The 24,001-nt window shown below is 38.6% G+C and carries 18 protein-coding genes and 1 pseudogene; 8 read left to right on the top strand and 11 right to left on the bottom strand.

Features of this window, described 5'->3' with window-relative positions; all coding sequences use genetic code 11:
- Positions 1–27: 27 nt before the first annotated feature.
- Entirely contained in the window at positions 28–642 is a 615-nt protein-coding gene (locus HUS24_RS09565; RefSeq protein ID WP_173911815.1) for a TetR/AcrR family transcriptional regulator, read from the bottom strand.
- A gap of 108 nt (positions 643–750) precedes the next feature.
- On the opposite strand from HUS24_RS09565, the gene HUS24_RS09570 reads away from it, so the two are divergent.
- The gene (locus HUS24_RS09570; RefSeq protein WP_173911816.1) at positions 751–1,959 is read left to right on the top strand and encodes an oxygenase MpaB family protein; all 1,209 of its coding nucleotides are present in this window, start codon (positions 751–753) and stop codon (positions 1,957–1,959) included.
- Between the two features lie 106 nt (positions 1,960–2,065).
- Here HUS24_RS09570 and HUS24_RS09575 read toward each other — a convergent pair whose 3' ends face one another.
- The 3 genes from HUS24_RS09575 to def all read right to left on the bottom strand — a co-directional run bounded on the left by HUS24_RS09575 (position 2,066) and on the right by def (position 5,301).
- Positions 2,066–4,168: a TonB-dependent copper receptor gene (locus HUS24_RS09575; protein WP_173911817.1), complete on the bottom strand. Its 2,103-nt coding sequence runs from the start codon at positions 4,166–4,168 to the stop codon at positions 2,066–2,068.
- Positions 4,169–4,237: 69 nt separating this feature from the next.
- Positions 4,238–4,678 (bottom strand): DUF2946 family protein, encoded by a 441-nt coding sequence (locus HUS24_RS09580; protein ID WP_173911818.1) that lies wholly within the window; start codon positions 4,676–4,678, stop codon positions 4,238–4,240.
- A gap of 92 nt (positions 4,679–4,770) precedes the next feature.
- On the bottom strand, positions 4,771–5,301 hold the full coding sequence (gene def, locus HUS24_RS09585) for a peptide deformylase (RefSeq protein ID WP_173911819.1): 531 nt from the start codon (positions 5,299–5,301) through the stop codon (positions 4,771–4,773).
- A gap of 122 nt (positions 5,302–5,423) precedes the next feature.
- On the opposite strand from def, the gene HUS24_RS09590 reads away from it, so the two are divergent.
- Genes HUS24_RS09590 through HUS24_RS09600 form a run of 3 tightly spaced genes read left to right on the top strand, consistent with a single transcriptional unit; the run spans position 5,424 to position 8,353 of the window.
- The gene (locus HUS24_RS09590) at positions 5,424–6,575 is read left to right on the top strand and encodes a LysM peptidoglycan-binding domain-containing protein (RefSeq protein ID WP_173911820.1); all 1,152 of its coding nucleotides are present in this window, start codon (positions 5,424–5,426) and stop codon (positions 6,573–6,575) included.
- Positions 6,576–6,608: 33 nt separating this feature from the next.
- Positions 6,609–7,742 carry a DNA-processing protein DprA gene (gene dprA, locus HUS24_RS09595; protein ID WP_173911821.1) on the top strand — a complete coding sequence of 378 codons (1,134 nt, stop codon included), beginning with the start codon at positions 6,609–6,611 and terminating at the stop codon, positions 7,740–7,742.
- Between the two features lie 41 nt (positions 7,743–7,783).
- The gene (locus HUS24_RS09600; RefSeq protein WP_173911822.1) at positions 7,784–8,353 is read left to right on the top strand and encodes an L-threonylcarbamoyladenylate synthase; all 570 of its coding nucleotides are present in this window, start codon (positions 7,784–7,786) and stop codon (positions 8,351–8,353) included.
- 467 nt (positions 8,354–8,820) lie between these two features.
- On the opposite strand, the gene HUS24_RS09605 is transcribed toward HUS24_RS09600, so the two are convergent.
- Complete coding sequence (locus HUS24_RS09605; protein ID WP_173911823.1) at positions 8,821–9,735, bottom strand: DMT family transporter; 915 nt, start codon at positions 9,733–9,735, stop codon at positions 8,821–8,823.
- Between the two features lie 139 nt (positions 9,736–9,874).
- Positions 9,875–10,525 (bottom strand): TetR/AcrR family transcriptional regulator, encoded by a 651-nt coding sequence (locus HUS24_RS09610; protein WP_254433842.1) that lies wholly within the window; start codon positions 10,523–10,525, stop codon positions 9,875–9,877.
- 131 nt (positions 10,526–10,656) lie between these two features.
- On the opposite strand from HUS24_RS09610, the gene HUS24_RS09615 reads away from it, so the two are divergent.
- The 3 genes from HUS24_RS09615 (at position 10,657) to HUS24_RS09625 (ending at position 13,449) form a co-directional block, all read left to right on the top strand.
- Positions 10,657–11,889, top strand: a complete 1,233-nt coding sequence (locus HUS24_RS09615) for an MFS transporter (RefSeq protein ID WP_173911824.1) — start codon at positions 10,657–10,659, stop codon at positions 11,887–11,889.
- Positions 11,890–11,941: 52 nt separating this feature from the next.
- Positions 11,942–12,694, top strand: a complete 753-nt coding sequence (locus HUS24_RS09620) for an AraC family transcriptional regulator (protein WP_173911825.1) — start codon at positions 11,942–11,944, stop codon at positions 12,692–12,694.
- A 221-nt stretch (positions 12,695–12,915) separates the two neighbouring features.
- Positions 12,916–13,449, top strand: coding sequence for a hypothetical protein (locus HUS24_RS09625; RefSeq protein WP_173911826.1), 534 nt, complete (start codon positions 12,916–12,918; stop codon positions 13,447–13,449).
- Between the two features lie 181 nt (positions 13,450–13,630).
- Here HUS24_RS09625 and HUS24_RS09630 read toward each other — a convergent pair whose 3' ends face one another.
- The 5 genes and pseudogenes from HUS24_RS09630 to HUS24_RS09650 all read right to left on the bottom strand — a co-directional run bounded on the left by HUS24_RS09630 (position 13,631) and on the right by HUS24_RS09650 (position 20,008).
- Complete coding sequence (locus tag HUS24_RS09630; RefSeq protein WP_173911827.1) at positions 13,631–15,598, bottom strand: choline BCCT transporter BetT; 1,968 nt, start codon at positions 15,596–15,598, stop codon at positions 13,631–13,633.
- Between the two features lie 165 nt (positions 15,599–15,763).
- Positions 15,764–16,441 carry an ion channel gene (locus tag HUS24_RS09635; RefSeq protein WP_173911828.1) on the bottom strand — a complete coding sequence of 226 codons (678 nt, stop codon included), beginning with the start codon at positions 16,439–16,441 and terminating at the stop codon, positions 15,764–15,766.
- Positions 16,442–16,619: 178 nt separating this feature from the next.
- Positions 16,620–17,841, bottom strand: a pseudogene (locus HUS24_RS09640) (IS3 family transposase).
- 111 nt (positions 17,842–17,952) lie between these two features.
- Positions 17,953–19,671 carry a cation acetate symporter gene (locus HUS24_RS09645; RefSeq protein WP_173911829.1) on the bottom strand — a complete coding sequence of 573 codons (1,719 nt, stop codon included), beginning with the start codon at positions 19,669–19,671 and terminating at the stop codon, positions 17,953–17,955.
- Between the two features lies 1 nt (position 19,672).
- Positions 19,673–20,008: a DUF485 domain-containing protein gene (locus tag HUS24_RS09650; RefSeq protein WP_173911830.1), complete on the bottom strand. Its 336-nt coding sequence runs from the start codon at positions 20,006–20,008 to the stop codon at positions 19,673–19,675.
- Positions 20,009–20,193: 185 nt separating this feature from the next.
- Here HUS24_RS09650 and HUS24_RS09655 point away from each other — a divergent pair, with 185 nt between their 5' ends.
- A complete protein-coding gene (locus HUS24_RS09655) occupies positions 20,194–23,703 on the top strand; it encodes a PAS domain-containing hybrid sensor histidine kinase/response regulator (protein ID WP_173911831.1) in 3,510 nt (1,169 codons plus the stop codon).
- Positions 23,704–24,001: the final 298 nt, after the last annotated feature.

A 24,001-nucleotide genomic window follows, 5' to 3' on the forward strand; every position in this document is an offset into this window, starting at 1 on the left:
TATTATTTTTAATAATAAATTTATTTTTCACGCATTTTTATTTATATTTCCAACCTCTAAATAAGCCAAAATCATTAAAGTTAATTCTTTTTTAAGTTGTTGTTCTGAAATAAGAAAATTATCATTACTGGCATAACGCATCATGGTAAATAACGTGCTATTAATAATAACAAAAGATTTATTTTTCAACATTTCAAAGCTCCAGTGTTGAAAAAATTGATTAAACACATAAATCCCTACTTCTAAAAAATGCTGCTCTACAATCTGTGCAGCCTCTGAATTGATATAACCATGCCAGTGTTTTAATACTTCTATAAAAAAACCGCCATCCGCTTTCATCATGTCAAAACCAAACTGAATGCTGAGCGGAATAAGCTCCTCTAATGATATTTGTTCTTTTTGAGTTGCCAGTTGTTTGAGTGCCAAACCTAAATTTTCACTTTTTCTACGCAACAATTCCTCAATAATTTGTTCTTTATTTTCAAAATATTGATAGATAGAGCCAACACTTACCCCTGATTTTTCTGAAATTTTCGGGGTGCTCACTTGTAATATCCCCTGCTCAGCAATGCAAAGCTGCGTCGCTTCCAAAATATCATTCACAATCTGAATTGCTCTTTGCTGTTGAGGTTTTTTTCTCATTTTTCTGACTCATTTTTAAAGCATTTTATAGCACTATAAAATACGAATTGAATGCGAATAATTATTCATATTAGAGTTTGATTAAACATTAGCTGGAATAACTTTACAATGGAAAGTTTAACGCTCCCTAAACGTTTAGCATCCTTCGAGAAAATGGCTCAAACTAATCTTGAATCTAAACTTTTTAGTTATTTAACCAAGCAAAAACTCCAACCGACTTATGCAGAATATTTGCGTTTAAATACCGCCTTGCAAACAGGTGATGTGGCTATGGATGAGGTCATGCAATGGGTAATGAGCAATCCTAGACAAAATCGTAAACTATTTGAGACTGCCTTGTATCAGGGTTTAGATCGACTCCCACATGAAGTTCCTGTACTTACTCAATTTTTTCATCATATTGAACAAACACCCTCTTGGTTAGATAAAAATAAACTCGAAACTGCTATTCGATTTACCCATCGTTTAGGTTCAAATGGAACATTCATTCTGCGTGATGTGGCTTTAATGACGGGCTATCAATATCCAGGCTTTAACCAACCCTTGATCATGACAGGTGCGCTCAGCAAGTATGCAGGTAAACGCTTAGCTGAAACCTATAAGTGGTGGTTAGATATTACTCAGGAAAATAGCTTTGATCGTTTTAATCTTGGTTTTACTTCAACGGTTTACGTGCGTTTTATTCATGCTCTGGTTCGTTACCAACTCAATAAATCAAAAGATTGGGACAGATCTTTTTGGGGAGTGCCAATTAACCAATATGACCAAGCCATGACCAATATTGCCTTTAGCGCTGTGCTTTTGCTGGGTGTGCGTGCTATTGGGATTTTTCCAAGTAAAGCTGAATCTGAAGCAGTGATGCATTTTTGGAAATACACAGGTTGGCTTATGGGTATCGATGAGCAATGGTTAGTTGAGAAAGAATCAGAGGCATGGAAGCTGTTAAAATGGATGGATTATGCACACCCCAAAACTGATGAAAGCAGTAGAGCTTTAGCAAAAAGTTTGTCGAAAGAGCCGTTTGAACGACATTACAAATACTTTAATGCGTTTATGCAAAAGAAAGCTTATAAAAATCATTTAGATATTACACAATTTTTTATTGGTCAACGTAAAATGAAGAATTTAGGCTTAAAACCACGAACGATCGCATGGTATCCCTTTTATTTAATGACTAAAAATACTTTACTTTATAATGGCGCTAAATATAGTGATAAATTAAGTCAATATTTACAGAAACATGGACGATCAGAACAAGAATATAGTCTTGAGCTTTATCAAAACTCGGGCAAACAATTAGCCAGTATGCATCAGTAGTATTCTTTAAAACTTTCAGTATTGAAATGCTCATCATTAAAGAAGCCATTGTATAAATACAATGGCTTCTGTCTATTGAATTAACTTAAGACTTAAATAGTTGAGATTAGAATTTAATACTCATTCTTGCCCAATAGTTACGTCCAATATTGTTGAATTGTTCATTGCTGGCAAAGCCAAAACCTGAACTGCCAGCTTTGTTTAAATGTTCTGTATAAGTCTTGTCTAAGACATTATCCACACCGACTGCAAGGTTAATATCTTTAGCTAAGTTATAAGATGCGTTCAAAGCCAGTGTATTAAAGCTTTTACTCTCACCCATATCATAACCCACGATATTGCCTTGATTGAGACTGATACGATCTTGCTTGGCAACCACACGCCAAAGTAGTCCTAACGTATATTTGTCTTGAACATAGCGTAAGTTAAAACGCCCTTCCAAGGGTGCGATTTGTGGCAAAGCTGTATTGTCACTGGTGTTTTCACCCCATGCATAGGCAAGACTCACATCTGACTGGATTGCATCTGTAAAATCATAGCCAATACCTGCTTCTGCGCCTACAATGGTTGCGTCGACATTCGCTGATAATGTGGTCATTTGCTTTTTATCTTCGGCACCATGCATAGTGGAATGTCCCATTCCTCCCATATCATGCCCCATATGCATACCGCCCATGCCAGATTTTTTCTCAACGTAATTCATTAAGATATAATCTTGGATTAAGCCTACATATGCAGAAGCCCATGCATTCCATTGCTCATGTTTAAACTGAGTACCTAAATCTAACTGGACTGTTTTTTCATTTTTTAAATGATTAAATGATGCGTTTTGCTCAACTTGATAGTCCGTTCTTAGCTCCCAATAATCTGGCACTCTTTCGACATAACCTAAACCAATATAACTTTTTAAGTCATGATTGAGGTTTTTATTTTCTAAGCGAATAAAGCCACTTGGTAATGTTTCACTGCGATCTTGATGGGTTTTTAAATCATCAATTTTAACTGCATCCACTCTTGCACCAGTCACAATTTTATTTTGTGGATTGAGTGGATAAGTCAACTCAGCAAAGCCACCATAAGATTGGAAACGTTTGTCATGCGCAAATGGCATATTCATGTTTGGAGAAACCATATCTCCACCATGTTTATTGCGTTGTGAATCTACACCTGTAAGTAACTCAATACCATTTAAGTCCATTGTCATGGCTAAACGAGAATTCAATGTACGTCGTGTTACTTCCATTTCAGAATTATTTGCAACCATTTTATGAGTGTGATTACTCATCACCATCTTAGGTGTTGGTGTCCGCAATCTAAAATTATCCATCACATGATCGTTATAACTGTAGTTAACTTGTCCTTCGACTTTTTTAATCACATCGGTCAGATTCTTTTTCTCAAATCTTAAACCTAAACTTTCACGGGCAAACTTCGAACCATCCATATCACGCCCTGCATACAGTGCTTCACCATCAGATTTACCACCTGTCAGCTCCACCCATGTATCCGCATCAGGTGTCCAACCTAATGCAAGATCAGCATTCCAACGTTCCCAAGCTGAAGGTACGGTATGACCATCGCCATCCTGATAACTATTTGACTCAGAACGCCCTGCATTTAAGCGCATATATTTTTGTTCATCACCGACAATGGCTTCGACATTTTGATCAATACGTCCATATGAACCAACCAAAGCGCTGGTTTGACCTGTATATTTTTTATCTTCAAACAATTTTGGTTTTTGACGCTCAAAAATCACCGTTGCTGCTGAACCCGTATTGGCATATTGAACGGTTTGCGGCCCTTTGGTCACCGTAATACGATCAAAACTTTCTGGTTGAATATAAGAGGTTGGCGCATCCATACGTGCTGGACATGCACCTAAATTTTCTGTGCCATCCGTCAATACTTTGATACGTGAACCAAACATGCCTCTAAACGTGACATCACCATTGGTTCCACCGTTTTTAATGGAACTAAAGCCAGGAATACTTTGTAAATAGTCTGCACCATCGGTTGCAGGGACAGGTTGAATCGGTTGTTTAGGGTCTGCACGGACAATCAAACCATTGGCATCATTGGCTTTTTGTGCTGTCATGACCACAGGAGCCAACTGTTGTATTTCTTGCTCTGCCTGTACATTCCCTGAATAACACGCAATACAAATCGCAGCCGTCAATGGCTGTAAAAAAAACTTTGGCTGAGCCATTTTCTATCTCACTTAAATTTTGAATAAAGCTAGACTGGAGTCAATCAAGACCCAGAAAAAATGCTGAATTTAAGTAAAAAGTGGTGGGGCTCGCCCTTGAGGAATCAGAAATAAACGCTGTAAAACAAACCAAACATGACTAAATGTCTGTTGAAAGGCGATCAAGCGAACTTGAATACGATCCAAAACCTGCTTCACCTCAAGTTCTGGAGGTAAAACTAAGTTGCCATACACCGTACAATACTGACATTGATGATTTGGATCATGATGATCATGTCCAAGACTGGCTTGCTGAGCACTCATTTCATGCAAAGCATGTGCATGAGAGAGATGTTGATGATGGGTGGAATGTTGATGTTTTTTATAAAAATCGGTTTGTATTAAAACTTGGGAAATGGTTTCACAGACCGGTGCAATTTGATATTGCTTCGGTAGCAAAGGCTGTAAAAAAACAGCTATCTGTAATAATACTGCTAAGCTACTTAGCAATAACCCATTTCTTAACAACATTTCAAGATGTTTAACCCAACATTTTCATTGTTACAGTATAACAAAACCCAATCAAAATTGGGCTGTTCTTCCACAAAATATCCTAGCTGATCTCAACGTTTTGCAGGAACTTTCTGTTTTTCACGCTGACGAACAACTTTTTCAACTTTTTCACGCGCACGTTGACGTTTTAATGGTGACAAATAATCGACAAATAATTTACCATTTAAATGATCGATTTCATGTTGGATACACACTGCGAGCAAACCATCTGCTTCAATTTCAAAAGTTTCACCTTCTAAATTGAGCGCTTGGATTTTGACACGTGACGGACGTTCAACTTTATCGTATATTTGAGGCACAGATAAGCAGCCTTCCTCATAAGGAAGAGTTTCTTCTGTTAGCGGAGTAACTTTGGGGTTAATGAATACCATTGGTTGATCATGATCTTCAGACAAATCCATAACGATGAGCTGAATGTGATGATCGACTTGTGTTGCAGCCAAACCAATGCCGGGCGCTGCATACATGGTTTCAAACATATCCGCTGCAAGCTGACGGATTTGATCCGTTACTTCATTGACTGGTTTTGCAATGGTGCGCAAACGGGGATCAGGAAAACTTAAAATAGGTAATAAGGCCATACTTATCCTCACTTGCTATGCCATTGATCTAAAAAACTAAATGAAGAATATGCTTCATTAAATAAAAGTGTGTAAGATGCAATTATAACGTATTTATACGCATAATTTCAGGAATTATGATAATGATAAAGTTTTTCAATGGCATCAACATTCATGCCACGGGGTTTAAAAAGCAGGTTCTGGCTGTAGCACTCTGCCTAAGTGCAGGAATCGCTGTAGTGGACGTTGCACATGCTGCACCAAGTCCAAATCAGAATCCGCCGTCACTCAAAGCCAATGCACCGCATGTTTATGTGGTAAAGCGTGGTGATACTTTGTGGGATATTGCAGGACGCTTCCTCAGTAAACCATGGCGTTGGCCAGAAATCTGGGCAAGTAACCGCCATGTTAAAAACCCACATTGGATTTATCCAGGTGATAAATTATTGCTTTGTAGCTTAAACGGTCGACCTTTAATTGGGGTAGATGAAGGCGATGGCTGTGATGGTATTATTCGTCGTCATCAAGGCGGTACGTCATTGCGCCCACAAGTACGTGTTGAAGCTATTGGTAATACTATTCCAATCATTTCAAGTGCAGATATTAAACCTTGGTTAGAACACAGCATTATTGTGTCACCAGAATCACTAACAGGTGTGCCATATATTATCGGTGCAGCGGATAATCGTGTGATTACGGGCGCAGGTCAGACTGTGTATGCACGTGGTAATGGTCTAGTGGTTGGTCAGCGTTACGGTGTCTATCGTCAAGCTGAGCCTTATATGTTTGTCGATGCAAATGGCAAAAAATATAATGCAGGTCAAGAGCTCAGTGAAGTCGCTTCTGCGGTTGCAATTGCTGGTGAAAATGACGTGACTACTTTAGAACTCACAGACAGCTACAATGCTGAAGTGCGTAGTGGTGACTATGTTCTGCCTGTATATGACTATGGTTTACCCGCAATTTTCTACCCAACTGCACAGAACGAAGTCCTTGCAGGCGGTAAAGTTGTCCGTGTACAAGGTTCGATTGGTACAGCAGCTGTACATGGTGTCGTAACGGTTGATCGCGGAAATGTTGACGGAGCAAAAGCAGGTCAGGTGTTTAGTATTTACCAACAAGGTGAAACTGTACGTGATCCAAAAACCAAAGAGTTGGTTAAATTACCAAATCAAAATGTAGGCACGTTGATGATTTTCAAAACCTTTGATCGTTTTAGTTATGCCTATGTGCTTGATAGTGCATTACCTATTAAAGTCGGTGCGGCAATTCAAACACCTGCAATTGCGGAATAAATCCCAAAAACAACTTAAAAATGTGATACACGCATGTTGAACTTTATATCTGATGTGCAATTAGACACCATCAAATTATGGTATTTAGTTCAACATTCAAATCTTGCATTTAAAAGTTTAGAAAACTACTTTGGTTCAGTTGCTAAAGCTGTTTTACCTGAAAATTTAGCACGTTGGTCAGATGTCACGATCCATAAAAACCATGTTCAACGTGCTCAAGATTTCTTAACTGATGCTGGACAAGTGGCTTTTCAGCATTGTCTGGAAAAATTAAAACAACATAGTGATTTTATACTCTTAGAAAATGACAATCACTATCCTCAACAACTGCTCCCTTATGCTGATCATCCCCCAATTTTATTTGGACAAGGCGCTTGGCAAAATTTAAGCCAACCACAAGTTGCCATTGTTGGCAGTCGTAAACCTAGTCCACATGGCAAGCAAGTCGCTTATGATTTTGCTTATTATCTGAGTGAAAAAGGCTTTTTTATTACCAGTGGTTTGGCAGAAGGGATTGATGCCGCAGCACATACGGGCGCACTAAAAAACTTACGCACAATAGCTGTGGTCGGTACAGGCTTAGACCAAATTTATCCGACACAAAATCGTCAGTTACATACGCAAATTTTAGAAAATGCAGGGACGATTATTTCCTTATATTTACCCAACACACCACCGTTAAAGTCTAATTTTCCAAGGCGGAATCGTATTGTAAGTGGCTTGAGTTTAGGAGTTTTGGTGGCTGAAGCAGCTTTAGAAAGTGGTTCTTTAATCACCGCACAAGCGGCTGCAGAACAAGGTAAAATCATCTTTGCGATCCCAGGACATATTTATAGTGAATATCACCAAGGTTGTCATCAACTGATCCGTGAGGGTGCTATTTTAGTCGATCATCCTGAACAAATTATCGAGGATTTAGCCTTACCTACCCAATGGCTATGTAAAAATACAGAGAAAACGCAACAAATAGAAAAATTACCAGAACTGCCTGAACATCTTTTTCAACTCTATCAACAACTCGACTGGGTTGGACAAGAGATTGATATTCTTCATCAAAAATTAGGTTTAGAGATTGCAGTATTAACAGGTTATCTGATGGAGTTAGAACTTTTAGGCTTATGTATTCAGCAATCTGGTTTGTACTTACGTTGCCGAGCGAGTCATTAAGGTTCACAATAACCTTTTAATCACTGACAAGGTAAATATCCATGCTTACAACCTCAGTTGCTGAAGCTGCACAAATTCTGCGTCAAGGCAAAGTACTTGCCTATCCGACAGAGGCAGTATGGGGCTTAGGTTGCGATCCAATGAATGAACAGGCATTTTTAGAGATTTTACGTTTAAAACAACGTCCTATCGAAAAAGGTGTCATCTTACTTGCGGGGCAAATTTCCCAAGTAGAACATTTATTAGAAAACTTAGACTTAAAAATGCGCGAACAAGTGATTCATACTTGGACACATCGCACACAAACAGAAAGAGCTACCACTTGGTTGTTGCCTGCCGATAAAAGCATTCCACAATGGATTAAAGGCGATCATGCCAAAGTTGCGGTGCGTGTTACCACTCATCCTTTATGTATTGCTTTATGTAATGCTTTTGATGGCTTTATTGTCTCGACCAGCGCCAATCCTGCAGGTTTAGAACCTGCCCGTTCCTTACAAGATGTAAGTCGTTATTTTGCCTCACAACTTAATTACTTAAATGGTGATTTGGGGCTGAGTCAGCAACCAAGTCGAATTTTGGATGCTGTGACAGGCGAAGTCATTCGCGCTTAGTTGAAAACTAAAATAGCTAAAAATGAACATGCTTTGGTCAAACTTAGACTAAAGCTTTTGATTTATTTTTCATTTAAATAACCAAGCATATTCATCAAAATTTAGACAAAAAAAAGCTCAGCCATATAGGGTCGGCTGAGCATGAAAAAGGATGTGTATCACATCCAGAGGGTATTCAAAATCTGTTTAAACAACATAAATGAACTTTCGTGCCATGTTGTCTATGGGTTTATTATGCTATAAATTTCGGTTGAATACAAATTTCATGTTTATTTTACAAGACTTAGAGCACCTTTAAATCCGACTAAAATATTTGGGTTTCAATAAAAATAACTTACTCTATTTACTTCAAATTTTATAAAAAAATATAATATCAGTTATTCCTTAATTCCATATTAATATATATTAGCGCTCATGTTATATAAAAAAAGTATAAAAATATTTGTGATTTTTATACTTTTCCATGTTTAATTCACGACTTTTATAGCTCGCACTGTGTTTACTTTCTTCTGTGCCAACACAATGCCTAATAAAATAATGACCCCACCGATACTATGATAAATCGTCCACGCTTCTTTGAGCCAGAAAAATGCAATGATGGCAGTAAACACGGGCATTAAATTCATAAAAATACTGGTGCGATTTGGTCCTAAATACTGTACCGCCAGCATCCAAACAAAGGGCGCTATTAACGATGGGAAAAGTCCCGCATACAACACGCTTGCCACATTATGGCTATCAATACTTTGCAAGCCATACCATAAAATAAATGGCACGTGATACAACAGTGCAAAACCGATTTGAATATATAGGCTAATCAAAAGTGGGACTTGAAGCTGCCATTTTTTTAGAAAAACGCCATAAAAAGCATAGAAAAACACCGCTAAAATCATCACGAAATCGCCTGAATGCCCACCTAAACCGAGCAAACTGGCAAAATCACCCTGTGCCATCACATACACAAGCCCAACGAATGACAAAATACTGCCGATCACTGCAAAGCGATTTGGAATCTCACGCAAAATCAGCATAGACACAAAAATGGTAAATACAGGAATAAAAGCATTAATAATTCCCATATTGGTTGCGGTGGTATGATGCGCTGCGGAATAGGCTAAACCTTGGTACAGCACCATACCAAAAGCACTCAGGATCGCAAATTGCCAAAAATGTTGGCGGATTAAGTGCCGATTTTGCCAAGTTTTTTTGGCTATAAATGGCGTTAAAACGATAAAAGCCACCAACCAACGATAAAAACTAATACTCACAGGTGTAATAAAATCAGCGACATAACGTGTAACTGCAATATTCATTGACCAGATTAATACCGCAAGAATAGGCAGTAGAAATGCCCACCACACTGTGCTCGTTTTTTCATTCATGATTTAGATTACATTTAGAGAAGATCTGTTCTATTCTAAGCAAGTCCAAAAACTTTTAAATATCGTATTTCAGACATATATATCTGAGTTTAGACACCCATATAACGAGATCTTTTTAGACATTGAATAAAGATTCGGCTTATTTTTCAAAAAGACACCATGCTTGCATCGCATGTTTCACTACTTGATTGAGCTGAACTTTGTCTACGCCATCTCTGGCTTGTAAAGTTAAGCCCTGAATCACAGTGCTATAAAAATCCGTCATTTCTTGCACATTTACCTGCGCAGAAAGATCGCCTTCTTGGACACCTTGCGCCAAACGCTGATAAATCCGTTGCTTTACTTGTTGACGTTTGGACAATAAATCCTGTTGCAGAGAGTGATTTTGCTCTGAACAATTCATCGCAGCCACTACCAACATGCAACCTGTCGGTTTATGTTCTTGCACCAAACGTTTTATATTTTCATAAAGATAAAGCTCTATAGCGATTTTTGCTGTTTTGGCACTTTGAAAAATCGGCTCAATCGGGCATGCCTCATGTTGTAAGTAGTATTCCAAACAACGTTGAAATAATTGTGATTTATCGCCAAAACTGCTGTATAAGCTCGGTGCGGATAAATTCAATGTCTGCGTTAAATCACTCATTGAGGTTGCTTCATAGCCATATTCCCAAAAAAGTAACATCGCTTGCTGTAAGGCCTGTTGTTCATCAAAGCATTTTGGACGTCCCCGTTTACGCTTGGTTATCGGTGCAACATTTTCAACTGCTGTGATTTTCTGTTCTGTCATAAACTTCACATATTTTTTTATAACAATCATTATTAAATTAATTGACATGGGCATTTCAATCAAATATTTTTTATTTCTGTAACGATCATTATTTAATTATTTAAAGAAAAATCCCTATAGGAGTTACATCCATGTCCACGATTACCAGTGCTTCTCAAAAAAATACACAGGATTCTCCCCCCAGTGAAAACCACGGCAGTTGGTTGGCTTTAGTCACTGTTGCAGTGACTGCTTTTGCTTTGGTGACCAGTGAGTTCTTACCTATTGGTGTTTTGAATGCGATTGCGACTGATCTGAATATCTCAGTGGGTACAGCAGGTTTGGTGATTACTCTACCTGGCATCATGGCAGCTTTAGCTGCACCATTGGTGCCTGTTTCTGTAAAGACTTTGGATCGGCGCTATTTATTAATTGGGCTGACTGCCGTCATGGTACTAGCCAATTTAATTACCGCAATTTCCTCTAGTTTTGAATTGCTATTAGCCAGCCGTTTTATATTAGGCATCGCAATCGGTGGCTTTTGGGCAACAGCAATTGCACTCAGTGGAAAATTAGCGCCTTCACAGTTACCCATCGCCAAAGCAACGGCTGTGGTAATGGCAGGTGTTACTTTTGCTGCGGTTCTAGGTGTTCCTATAGGAACATGGCTCAGTGAGTTTTTCGGTTGGCGAACAGCATTTTTATTGACGGCTGTGGTTGGCGCAGTGGTTTTATTTTTAGAGATTTTGTTTTTACCAACGCTTAAACCGAGTTCTGCGATTCATTTTCGTGACCTTCCTGCGTTATTAAGAGAAAGTAAAGCACGTAAAGGTTTGATTATTATTTTATTGGTAGGTTTAGCTCACTTTTCTTCTTATAGTTATCTTGCGCCATTTTTTAAAAATGTTGCAGGTTTTGATGGTACCACCATTAGTTATTTACTCTTGCTGTATGGTGTTGCTGGCGTTTTTGGTAATGCTTTTGCGGGTTATAGTGGCAATATCAATGTGCGTTATACCTTTGCATTTGTCAGTCTATGTTTTGCTGTGGTCTATTTCTGTTTTCCGATTTTTGCAATTTATAAAGTCGGCGCAATTATTTTTACTGCACTTTGGGGCTTCTCATTTGGTGCATTTCCAACAACTGCAAATATTTGGATGTTTGTACATGCCCCACAAGCGGTCGAAAAAGGTATGCCCTTATTTGTTGGTTTTTTCCAAGTGATGATCGCCGTCGGTTCACTTTTTGGTGGTTATATTGTCGATCATTTTAATGCCAATATTTTACTGTATAGCGTTCTTGGTTTTATTGTGTTGGCTTTGCTTTCAATTTTCACATGGTCACGTGGACTAAATAACCCTAAAATCACCTGTGAAAACTCATAAGTGATGATTTGATTTAGAAAATATGCATTTGCTTAAAAATTTGCTTAAAAATATGTTTCAACTCAGTCAGTGGATTGAAATTGAAGAATTTCATTATCAAAAAGATGATGTCGTGACTCCCCATAGTTGTTTGTGGGGAGATTTTAATTTTAGTTTAAATGGTTTACTGGAATTTTCTATCGATCAACAACGCTACTTATCACCGCCAAGTTATGGCATTTGGATTCCCCCACAAACTGAGCATTGTTCTATTGCTTTGGATCAACAAGTTACACATTATATTTGTATTCGGCTTCATCCAATCCTATGCCAGCAATTTTCAAAACGCTGTCAAACTTTAACTGTGCAACCTTTTCTCAGACAAACAGTACATGAGATTTTGACACATCAAAAAAGTAAAAATTATTCGGCAAATTATCAGCAGCATTTATTGCAAGTATTATTGGATCAACTGACTTTTGCACCATGTTATGATCAATATTTACCGCAAAGTCATCATGCCGTTTTAGAACCGATCTTAAAACAATTGGCAAATCCGTTACGCTTCGCTGAAACCTTACAGCAAGTTTTGGCAGAATTTGAACTCAGTGAACGACATATTTTAAGGTTGAGCCAGCGTGAGCTTTCCATGTCAATTTCTGAATGGCGTAATCGCAGTAAAATCATTTATGCCATTACCCAATTGCATCGTGGCAATTCGATTAAAAAGATTAGCTTAGAGCTAGGTTATAAGCAAAGTTCCAGTTTTATTGAATTTTTTAAACGTTATACAGGGCAAACACCAACTCAATTACTTGAGATATAAAGAAAATTACAACAATGTTTAGATTGGAAGCAGAATGCCACAAATTATGCTGTTTTGTTGCAGGATTCATATACTTATCTACATAATAGCTATAGAAATAAAATTTTAACCAACTCAAGATTTAGCAAGTATTTCTAATCAGTACATGATTAGTGCTTTATTTTTTGAATTTGAAAAAAGTTACATCAGATTCATTATAAATTTAAATGAAAGGGTGAAAAATGAAAAAATTATTATTAGCTTCTTTATGTATGGCTTCAGTTGCTTTAACTGCATGTGATAAAAAACCAAATGAAGCGGCTACCACAAGCACAGATAATCAACCTGTTGCAACACAAGCTGCTGTTTCACTGAGTAAAGATGTAGCGGCTGACATCAAAAGCGATTTAACTCAAATCCAAACACTTTCTACTAACAAAGCCAAAGAAGCCTTAGAGTTTCAAAATGAAGTCACGCAAGCTGCTCAAAAAAATGACAAAGCCGCATTAGAAGGTATTGTTGAAAAAATGAAAAGTTACACTGAAAACTTCAATAAAGAATTAGATGCTCTCACTTTAAAAAGTTCTGAAGTTGACGCTGTTCGTAGCAAAATGAAACAAGCCAATAATCTTGGTGTAGAGCTTTCTGAAGCAGGTTTGAAAAACCCACCTGATATGAATGAAATCAATGCATTACAGAAAAAAGCAACTGAGATGCAGCAAGCACTACTGACTGAGATGCAAAACTTACAAAACAAAGCCAATGCTGCTAAATAATGAGTAAAAGCATAAGCTGCTATTTTACTAATGTTTTTTTAAGGGGTGTTCTAAAAAGTATGCTTTCTAACACGTTTATAATTTAAATGTCCAATGATATTGAAAATACAGCGCATGTTACGCGCTGTATTTTCAATCATACTATCTATTCACAGATTGGGCGAATAGATTAAAAAATCAATCAATTACGAATCACATTTAAAAAATGTAAGTGACGTTCGTATTGGTCAATAATATCTTGTAATAGATCTTCTTGCGTCCAATCCATCACATCATAACCCTGACCACCTTCACGTAAAAACACTTCAGCCTGATAAAACTCCTCAATATCCTGATGTTGTTCGTCTAACATAAAACTCGCAGCTTCAGTTTGATGCGTCAGCACCTTATAAATAAAATTCAACTCACTTTGATGGTCAACACGCAGTACCAAACCATCCTCGACTTCTTGAATATTTACCTGTAAATGTCGGCGTTTAAATTCACGTTGAATATTTTCAAAAGCTTGTCGTACTTGATGTTGAATATAATCATTCACTTCATCACGTGTATGCGGATAGTGCATGATTAAACCCAAACGTTGTTGCCAACTACGCGGATTTTGTACCGCTCTCGGGGTAATTCGTGCGACTTGTAAGGCATTCATTTTGGTGACATCTAAACGCAAGGCTTTGAGTAAGCCCCAACACAGCAACATCATAATCAAGGTAAATGGCAAAGCACTCATCATGGTGGCTGATTGCAATGCACCTAACCCACCGACGACCAATAAAATAATCGACAATACCGCCATAAGCACTGTCCAAAATAGACGTTGCCACACTGGAGAATTATCCGATTTTGCTGTGAGATAATCTGTTACCAAAGCCCCTGAGTCCGCAGAAGTTACAAAGAATAGAACCACTAAAATCGTTGCAATAAAGCTGGAAATACTGGCAAAAGGTAAATGACTTAAAAACTCAAATAACGCCACAGAGGAGTCTTTTTGTACGGCTGAAATTAAACTAGTATGCCCTTGTTCTAGAATACTAAATAAAGCCGCATTCCCCATGAACCCCATCCAAATCAAAGTAAAACCTGTAGGAATGAGTAGTACGCCGACAATAAACTCTCGGATGGTTCGTCCACGTGACACACGTGCAATAAACATCCCCACAAATGGTGACCATGAAATCCACCATGCCCAATACATAATCGTCCAACCACCAATCCAGCCGCTTGGTTGATAGGCATAAAGATTAAAAGTCATGGAAAATAAATTAGAGATGTATTGCCCAGCATTTTGAATGGTAGTTTGTAGAATATAAATACTGGAACTGGCTAAGAACACAAAGCCTAATAAAGTTAAAGCAAGCACTAAGTTTAATTCAGATAGGCGTTTGATCCCTTTATCTAAACCTAAGCCTACCGATAATGACGCTAAGATACTGACAAAAATAATCAGCATAATTTGCGTACTGATCTGATTTTCCCAACCAAATAAATAACTCAAACCTGAGTTAATTTGTGTTACACCAAAACCTAAAGTAGTTGCAACCCCAAATACCGTTCCAATGGTGGCAAAGGTGTCTACTGCATCTCCCATTGGCCCATGGATTTTTTTACCAATTAAGGGATATAAACCAGAGCGAACTTTTAAAGGGAGATTATGACGAAAAGCAAAATAAGCCAAGGTTAAACCAACCAAAGCATAGATTGCCCACGCATGTAAGCCCCAATGAAAAAAGGTAATTCGCATTGCTTGTTGTGCAGCTTGAACTGTTTGCGGATCGCCTGTAGGTGGATCGACATAATGCATAATGGGTTCAGCAACCCCGAAGAACATTAAACCGATACCCATACCTGCGGTAAACAACATGGCAAACCAAGAACCATTGCTATAGTCAGGCTGACTATGATCAGGGCCGAGTTTGATTTTACCCATATCAGAAAAGGCAATGAACACTAAAACCATCAGGAAAATTGCCACGGCAAGCACATAAAACCAGCTAAATGAATCTGTAATCCACTGATTCATTTGCTTGGTCATCAGGTCAAAAGCATTTGGGGTAAAAATCACAAATGCTAAAAATACAACAATAATTCCAACACTACTGAAAAATACATTTGGGTTGACATTGTCAAACCAAGATGACTTTTTGGAGGGCATGTTTTCCTCACATTTTTTTAATTAATGAATAGACCCTATGGGTCAAGAAAGGCATTCACATGATGTGAAAAAAGAATGGACTCAGCTTCAGAAAAGTCCAAATAGATGATAAATCAAATAAAAAAGCGATGCAGTTTACTTACTGTAAAAATTATTTAATTGAAATTATTCATTTTTATGACCGACATAATGTAAAGCGATCAGCCGAGAAACGATCAATGCCAAGTACATTACCCCACAAAACATTTGTAGCATTGCGATGATCCGTGCTGCGGGTGCAATAGGAATAACATCCGACAACCCTGTTGCTGACTGTAAACTAAAACTTAAAAACAGTAAGTCCAGCCAAGTTTGATATTCACTAACATTATTTGGATTTTGAAAACTTTGCGGAACTGCCAACTGACAAATGCTATATAAAAATGCAAAGCCCCATGCAATCAAGGTAAATACCGCACCTGCTGCAAACAGCTCATCTTTGGTTAAATAACGGTCTTCAAACATATAACGGACTAAGCCATATGCCGCACAGAAATAAGCCAAAGCTTCAAAAATATGCGCAGTGATTTGCATCGGAACTGAACGCAATCCGATCAACATGAGAATCGAAAAGATAAATGCTGCACCCACAAAAAATAGCCCAATAAAACTATAAACAGGTGTTTGTCGAATCACTTTGGCAATAATTAACAATGCCAACACACCGAGTGCCCACATAAAAATTTGATAGCTACGACTGCTACTGGTAAATAAATACAAGATCAGAATACTAAGCTGCACCAACAGCAACCATGCAGAAGGCAAAAGTTTGAAGCCTTTCCAAAAGTGAAATAAAGCTTGCATGTATATTCCTTATCTTTGATCTTTGTTGTTTTAAGATGTTGCTGTGTATCTTACAGAAATTTTATTGTATAGCGCATATTGAAAAGAAGAATAACTTTTGTTTCCTTCTCTAAGGAGATGAATATGATTTATTTTGAATAAAGATAATGTCTAGTCCTGAAATAAGTTGACACTTATTTCAACTATAAAACGCCTGATGAACCTCATTGGGCGTTTTATATTCTAAGGCAAAGTGAGGTCGCTTTGTATTGTAAATGTCCACAGACTCAGCAACCATTTTGATTGCTTCTTCAATATCAGTAGGTTTGTGCAGTAAATATTCATTTTTTAAAATACCATTGATTCGTTCAGCTAAAGCATTCTGGTAACAGTCATATCCATCTGTCATTGAACACTGCACTCCATGCTTTTTATGCATGAATTGATATTTCTCAGCACAATATTGAATCCCCCTATCCGAGTGGTGAGTCAGTACAACATCTTGTGATTTACGTTGCTTCAAGGCTTTCTTATATGCCTGTATCACTGAATCAGTTTTTAGATCATTATGAACATGATAGCCCACTATTTTTCTTGAACATGCATCTGTGAATAAACTTAAATATGCTTCACCTGTTTTAGTTGGTAAATAAGTGATGTCTGCAACCCATAACTGTTCAGGTCTCTTTACGATCACTTGATCATTCCCTGCCTTTAAACGGTTAGGATGACAACGAAAGCGATGATGGCTATGAGTTGTCTTGTGATAAGCTCGTTTAGGTTTTACCAATAAGTGATTAAGCCGAAGTAAATCAAATAAATAATCACGACCAATGTGAGTAAGGCTGGTCTGATTCAATAGATATTGCAACTTTCTTGTACCCATACGGGGATGGTACATCCTTTGCATTTTGACTTGCTCTAAGATGATTTGATCTTGTTTAGACCTCACAAGACATCTCGTTGGCATTGTTGGTAATAGGCTTGTCGAGTTATGCCAAGATAACGGCAACATTGCACAATACTTATGCCTAACTCTTTCTTTTCCTTGATGGCTTGCTTCGTGGCTTTTTTACAATACTAACTCCGTAATCTCTTTTTAAGACATCAACAACCGCTTCAAAGAATTCAGCTTTCTGTTGAGTATCACGTAGTTGTTGTTCAAGCTCCTTAATCCGTTGCTCTGGCGTAAGTGGTGTATCAGACATAGTAGTTTGACCTAAATGGTAAGGAGGTGTTCCTTTACTCCAATCTAAATTACCATGCTTACGAAGCCAAACCAAAACGGTAGAGCAACCTTGAATACCATATTTATCCTGTGCTTGCTTATAGGTCAATTCGCCTTTTTCAACTTGGTCAACAACTGACAATTTAAAGGCAAGACTATAATCTCGCTGTGTTCGTTTAAGTGGTGTAGTCATAACACTCTCCATAATTTAACAATGAAAAGTGTCAACTTTATTTAGGATGGGACATACATAAGTAATAAAAAAAGCCCCTTACGGGACTTTTTATTTTCATTCGGTTTGATCTTAGTGATCAGATGCGCCAGAGATACCGATACCTGTTTGTGAGCGTACGAACTGTGCATCAAATGCTTTGCGTTCTGCTTGCGCACGTGGTGAGTTATCAGTAACTGAGAATAACCAACAGCAGATGAATGCTAATGGCATTGCAAAGATTGCTGGACCATTAAATGAGTTGATCGGTGTATCAGAGATTCCTAATGTATCCACCCAAACTGCTTTAGATAAGATAATTAAAGTCACTGCAGTTACGAGACCAACAACACCACCAATTACTGCACCGCGAGTTGTTAAACCTTTCCAGAACATTGAAAGTACAAGCACTGGGAAGTTTGCACATGCTGCTACAGAGAATGCTAAACCGACCATGAATGCAACGTTTTGTTTTTCGAACAAAATACCTAAGATCATTGCAAAGATCGCAAGACCTAAAGTTGCAATTTTAGACATACGAAGTTCAGATTCAGGTGTAGTTTGACCTTTTTTCAATACGTTTGCATACAAGTCATGAGAAATTGCAGATGCACCAGATAATGTCAAACCAGCCACTACCGCAAGAATTGTTGCGAATGCTACTGCTGAAATGAAGCCCATGAACAAGTCACCGCCTACTGCATCAGACAAGTGAACCGCTGCCATGTTGTTACCACCAACAAGCTCTAACTTGCCAGTGACTGCCATTTTTGCAACATCAATGAATTGAGGATTGTTTGAAACGAAAAGGATCGCACCAAAACCAATGATGAATGTAAGTAAGTAGAAATAACCAATGAAACCTGTTGCAACCACCACTGATTTACGTGCTTCTTTGGCATCTTTCACTGTAAAGAAACGCATCAAAATATGTGGTAAACCTGCAGTACCGAACATCAATGCTAAACCAAGCGATAAAGCATCTAGTGGGTTTTTCGCTAAACTTCCTGGTCCCATGATTTCAGCTGCTTTTTCAAAGCTCACGTCATGTACTTTAGAGAATACTTGGATCGACTGGTTAAACATTTCAGCGAAACTGAAGCCAACTGCTTTCATCACCATAAATGCCATGAAAGTCGCACCAGACAATAACATTACTGCTTTAATGATCTGTACCCAAGTGGTCGCTAACATACCGCCAAAGATAACATAAGCCATCATCAGAAGACCGACGATCACCACTGCAATGTTATAGTTCAAGCCAAAGAGAAGTTTGATCAACTGACCTGCACCAACCATTTGTGCAATTAGATAGAATGCCACAACCACCAATGAACTAATCGCAGCAAGCGTACGTACAGGTTTTTCTTCCAGACGGAATGACACCACATCTGACAAGTTGTACTTACCTAAGTTACGTAGACGTTCAGCCACCAAGAACAATACGATCGGCCAACCAACCATGAAGCCAAGTGAATAAAGCAGACCATCAAAGCCTGAGCTAAACACCATTGCAGAAATACCGAGGAACGATGCTGCTGACATATAGTCACCTGCGATCGCTAAACCATTTTGGAAACCTGAGATTCCACCCCCTGCGGTATAGAAATCAGCAGTGTTCGTGGTTTGTCTTGCTGCCCATTTGGTAATAAATAAAGTCAAACCTACAAAAATGGCAAACATGATGATTGCATGCCAGTTGGTTGCTTGTTGTTCTGCTGCGCCTAAGTCTGGACCAGCCTGAGCAAGTGTAGAAAGCAACGCAGTTGATGCAAGCGCAGCTTTAGCTTTGAAAGAATTCCATTTCTTCATCTTAGTGTAGTCCTTTTTCGTGGGCAATTGCTTCTACTTCACGCATCGCTTCTTCATTCAATTGATCAAGCTTGTTATTGGCAATGTACGAATACACACCACACAAAAGGAAAGATAAAACAATAATGCCTAAGCCTAAAGGAATACCCCAAGTGGTCACGCTACCCGGTGACACAGGTGTTAATAAAAACTCTTTGTTATAGCCAACTAAAAGCATAAAACCAACATAAACAAACAACATAATTGCAGTTAACGTCCAGCTTAAATTTCTCTTCTTAGCCACCATTTCTTTGAATTTTGGATTTTGTAGAATCGCGTCTACCTGTCTCTCATCCATAATCTTGCTCCTTGATTTGCCACCAGTCCACTGATTGCAATTTTTAATCATTATTTTGATGAGCTAAAATTAACAATCTTATGGCAAAAGGTAACTTAGACTTTGGTCGTTAAATTTTGAGCGAAATAGGCGTGGCTGTTCATGGATGCGCTATCATAGGGACAGATTTTTAAACTGTAGTCGCTATGAATAGTTGGTTGATTATTGGGGTTCTTGCCCTTTACATCATAATTTTATTTGCCTGTGCATTCTTTGGCGAAAAACATGCGAGTCGTTTGAGTACAAGAGGGCGAATGCTTCTCTTTAGTCTAACATTAGGCGTGTATTGTTCTTCTTGGACATTTTATGGTGCAACAGGTGCAGCCGTTCGTGAAGGCATTATCTTCCTGCCGATCTATTTAGGCCCACTACTTTTTGTCGGCTTAGGCTATGACATTTGGCGACGTTTAGGTCGAGTACGTCAGCATCATGCGATTTCCTCGATTGCTGACTTTGTTGCGGCACGTTATGGTAAAAGCGGTACGCTGGCATCTTTGGTCACTATTCTTGCTGTCATCGCCATTATTCCGTATTTAGCGCTACAGTTACGTGCCATTGCCCTCAGTGCTTCGGTCATGCTTGAACATAATACTCAAGTCATTTCTACCACCACCAATGGTGTACTCGGCTTAACGGCTGTACTTGCTATTTTAGCCATGATGTTTGGTACTCGACAAATCGCCAATACTGAGCAACATGGCGGTTTGATGCTTGCCGTGGCATTTGAATCTTTCGTCAAACTGTTTGCTTTACTCTGTGTGGCTTTCTTTTTTATCTTTGAAAATCCAGCCAATTTAATACAAATTTCCAAAGACGTAACGAAAACTTTTCATGAAGTGCAGTTATTTGGCGTACCTGAAACGTTCTGGATTCAGACCTTACTTGCAGCTTTGGCGATTATTTGTTTACCTCGTCAATTCCACGTTGCTGTGGTTGAATTACGTGATGAAAAACATATTCGTGGTGCACGACGTTGGTTTGCAACCTATTTAATTTTAACCATTATTGCGATTATTCCGATTGCTAGTTGGGCGTTACATGCGGCACCTGCTTATTTAAGTATTCCCGATGTTGCTGTGCTTTCACTGCCTTTAAGTTATGGACAGGATTGGCTGACATTATTGGCATTTTTAGGGGGCTTTTCTGCATCTACTGGGATGTTACTGGTGTCTTCGGTTGCGCTGTCAATCATGCTGAGTAATGACTTAATCATGCCTGCGCTTTGGCGTTTGAATCTACTTTCACGTCATGACAAACGCTTGCCTCAAGTTTTAAAATTTACACGCCGTATTTGTATTCTTGCGGTCATGTTTTTAGGCTTTTTATTCTTCCACTTTTTTAATGATATTGATCAATTATCCACTTTTGGTTTACTTGCCTTTAGTGCGGTTGCACAATTTTCACCTGCTTTGATCGGTGGTTTGTACTGGCGTGGTGGTAGTCGACAAGGTGTGTATGCAGGCTTGGTAGTTGGCTTTATTTTATGGACATATACCCTGCTTTTACCAACGGTATTACGTAGTTTACCTACAGAATATAGTCAGTTCGCCCAGCAGCTTTTAATGTATGGACCATTCGATATTCAATGGTTGCGTCCTGAAGCATTGTTTGGCTTTGAATCATTTGCCCCACTGACACATGGCGTGATATGGGCATTAGGTCTGAACATTACCCTATATATTTGGATTTCTCGGATTTATCGTCCATCCGTTGCAGAGCAAATTCAGGCAGAAAGTTTCTTCTATTATGAAACCAAGCCCTTACCTGCACAAAATACCTCGACTGACATCAGTTATTTAAATCATGATGTGGCTCGATTAAAAGTAGGCGATTTGATTGCCTTAGCCAAACGTATTACAGGTGAAGGCCCCACCATCCATGCTTTTCGTCAATTTTGTATCATGAATAATGTGGTATTGAATGAAAATAGCAGTGCCAATGGCATGTGGTGGCGCTTTACTGAACAATATTTAGCTGGAACCATTGGCGCAGCATCTGCTCGTACTCTGCTCACCACAGCGATGGTCAATAACGGTTTAGCACTTGGACAAGTCGCAAACATTCTGGATCAAGCGTCACAATGGCAACGTTTTAACCAAAACTTGATCATGACCATGATCGACCACATGACTCAAGGCGTGAGTGTGGTGGATGAAAATATGTGTTTGGTGGCTTGGAATAATCAATATCTAAAACTCTTTGATTATCCAAAAGATTTGGTTTACGTCGGCTGCCCAATTGCTGACTTGATTCGTTATAACGCTGAACGTGGTGAATGTGGTCCAGGCTCAATCGAAGAACATGTCCGTAAACGGATTCATTGGATGAAAGTCGGTAGCGCACATGAGTTCGAACGGATTCGTAAAGATGGTCGGGTTATCCAGATGCGAGGCAATCCAATTGAAGGCGGTGGTTTCGTCACCACATTTGCCGACATTACTGCATTCCGTGAAAATGAAGCGGTGCTTGAGGCTCGTGTTTCTGACCGTACGCAACAATTGGCAAATGCGCTTGCAGAACAACAGTTGGCTCGTGAACAAGCGGATAAAGCCAATATGTCAAAAAGTCGCTTCATTGCTGCAGCGAGTCATGACTTATTACAACCGATGCATGCTGCACGTTTATTTAGTACAGCCCTTGAACAAAGCGTGCAAAGCGATGAAGACCGTAAAACCCTACAACAACTTGACCGTGCCTTATATGGTGCAGAAAGCATGTTATCGGCACTTTTAGACATTGCCCGTTTAGAAGGCGGAACAATCCAACCGAAACGCCAAATCTATCCATTGCATGATTTACTTAGTGACCTAGAACTTCAGTTCAAATCCATCGCTGCACAGCGCAATATCAAATTAGTAGTACACGATGCTCAATTTTGGATTGATACTGACCCGCAATGGATTCGTCGTATTATTCAAAACTTTGTGAGTAATGCACTGCGTTATACTGCTAGTGGTCGTGTTATTGTGGGTGTATTGCGTTCAGCATCACATCCACAGCATATTCGTATTGGCGTGTGGGACACTGGACCCGGCATTGCCGAAGAACAGCTCAATAAACTCTTCCAAGAATTTGAACGTTGTGGACATACCTCACCTTGGGGTGAACAAGGTTTAGGACTTGGTTTGGCGATTGTGCAACGCATGACCAGTTTATTAGACTACCCTGTGTCGGTATTTTCCAAACTCGGCAAAGGCTCTTGCTTTATGATCGAAGTGCCGATTGTAGAAGCACCGAAAGTGGTTGCCACACCTGTACAAGCTGTACCGTTGCGTACCAAAGCCTATAAAGTTTTATGTTTGGACAATGATGAAACCATTTTAGAAGGAATGAACACCTTACTTACCAAATGGGGTTATCAAGTGTTTAAGGCGACCGAACCAGAACAGGCCTTAGAACTTATTCAACAAGAAAATATCCAAGTCTGGTTGGTCGATCAACATCTAAACAACAATAAAATGGGCTTAGATTTTATTGTTCAAAATCGTCAGGAAAATGTTCCTGTGGCATTGATTACAGCAGACTCCGATCCTGAGTTACCACAACATTTAAAAGACTTAAATATTGTACTACTGAAAAAGCCCCTTAAACCTGCATCATTACGTTCTTGGTTATCAGGCTTGAAAATCTCCAAATATAGTAAGAATCATCGCTAAGATATGTTTTGATACATTTACAGCGCTTAAAAATAAATTTTTAAGCGCTTTTTTTAAGTGAAATGACCGCACTTTTATTGCATTTAGGCAAAAGTGATCAAAAAATTGATGATTTAGGCAAAATCTATTGACCAAAAATTTCACAAACAGGTTTTCTATGGCAAATTCAATCAAATTTATTACTATACACTTGTACACTTGGTTACAATAACCTAAATAAATGATTTTAAATAATTATATTCTAATATAATCACAGCATTATACTTTAGTCTTATTCCTATTGCATCTTAGATAAATC

Source organism: Acinetobacter sp. Marseille-Q1618 (genome assembly GCF_902809855.1).
Lineage (GTDB): Bacteria > Pseudomonadota > Gammaproteobacteria > Pseudomonadales > Moraxellaceae > Acinetobacter.

What these genes read in the sequence shown, in the direction of transcription:
- HUS24_RS09650 (WP_173911830.1), bottom strand. Translation starts at nt 20,008, where the DNA reads ATGGATGAGAGACAGGTAGACGCGATTCTACAAAATCCAAAATTCAAA.
- HUS24_RS09620 (WP_173911825.1), top strand. Translation starts at nt 11,942, where the DNA reads ATGTTTCAACTCAGTCAGTGGATTGAAATTGAAGAATTTCATTATCAA.
- HUS24_RS09625 (WP_173911826.1), top strand. Translation starts at nt 12,916, where the DNA reads ATGAAAAAATTATTATTAGCTTCTTTATGTATGGCTTCAGTTGCTTTA.
- HUS24_RS09635 (WP_173911828.1), bottom strand. Translation starts at nt 16,441, where the DNA reads ATGCAAGCTTTATTTCACTTTTGGAAAGGCTTCAAACTTTTGCCTTCT.
- HUS24_RS09590 (WP_173911820.1), top strand. Translation starts at nt 5,424, where the DNA reads ATGATAAAGTTTTTCAATGGCATCAACATTCATGCCACGGGGTTTAAA.
- HUS24_RS09655 (WP_173911831.1), top strand. Translation starts at nt 20,194, where the DNA reads ATGAATAGTTGGTTGATTATTGGGGTTCTTGCCCTTTACATCATAATT.
- HUS24_RS09645 (WP_173911829.1), bottom strand. Translation starts at nt 19,671, where the DNA reads ATGAAGAAATGGAATTCTTTCAAAGCTAAAGCTGCGCTTGCATCAACT.
- HUS24_RS09565 (WP_173911815.1), bottom strand. Translation starts at nt 642, where the DNA reads ATGAGAAAAAAACCTCAACAGCAAAGAGCAATTCAGATTGTGAATGAT.
- HUS24_RS09615 (WP_173911824.1), top strand. Translation starts at nt 10,657, where the DNA reads ATGTCCACGATTACCAGTGCTTCTCAAAAAAATACACAGGATTCTCCC.
- dprA (WP_173911821.1), top strand. Translation starts at nt 6,609, where the DNA reads ATGTTGAACTTTATATCTGATGTGCAATTAGACACCATCAAATTATGG.
- def (WP_173911819.1), bottom strand. Translation starts at nt 5,301, where the DNA reads ATGGCCTTATTACCTATTTTAAGTTTTCCTGATCCCCGTTTGCGCACC.
- HUS24_RS09580 (WP_173911818.1), bottom strand. Translation starts at nt 4,678, where the DNA reads ATGTTGTTAAGAAATGGGTTATTGCTAAGTAGCTTAGCAGTATTATTA.
- HUS24_RS09610 (WP_254433842.1), bottom strand. Translation starts at nt 10,525, where the DNA reads ATGACAGAACAGAAAATCACAGCAGTTGAAAATGTTGCACCGATAACC.
- HUS24_RS09575 (WP_173911817.1), bottom strand. Translation starts at nt 4,168, where the DNA reads ATGGCTCAGCCAAAGTTTTTTTTACAGCCATTGACGGCTGCGATTTGT.
- HUS24_RS09570 (WP_173911816.1), top strand. Translation starts at nt 751, where the DNA reads ATGGAAAGTTTAACGCTCCCTAAACGTTTAGCATCCTTCGAGAAAATG.
- HUS24_RS09605 (WP_173911823.1), bottom strand. Translation starts at nt 9,735, where the DNA reads ATGAATGAAAAAACGAGCACAGTGTGGTGGGCATTTCTACTGCCTATT.
- HUS24_RS09630 (WP_173911827.1), bottom strand. Translation starts at nt 15,598, where the DNA reads ATGCCCTCCAAAAAGTCATCTTGGTTTGACAATGTCAACCCAAATGTA.
- HUS24_RS09600 (WP_173911822.1), top strand. Translation starts at nt 7,784, where the DNA reads ATGCTTACAACCTCAGTTGCTGAAGCTGCACAAATTCTGCGTCAAGGC.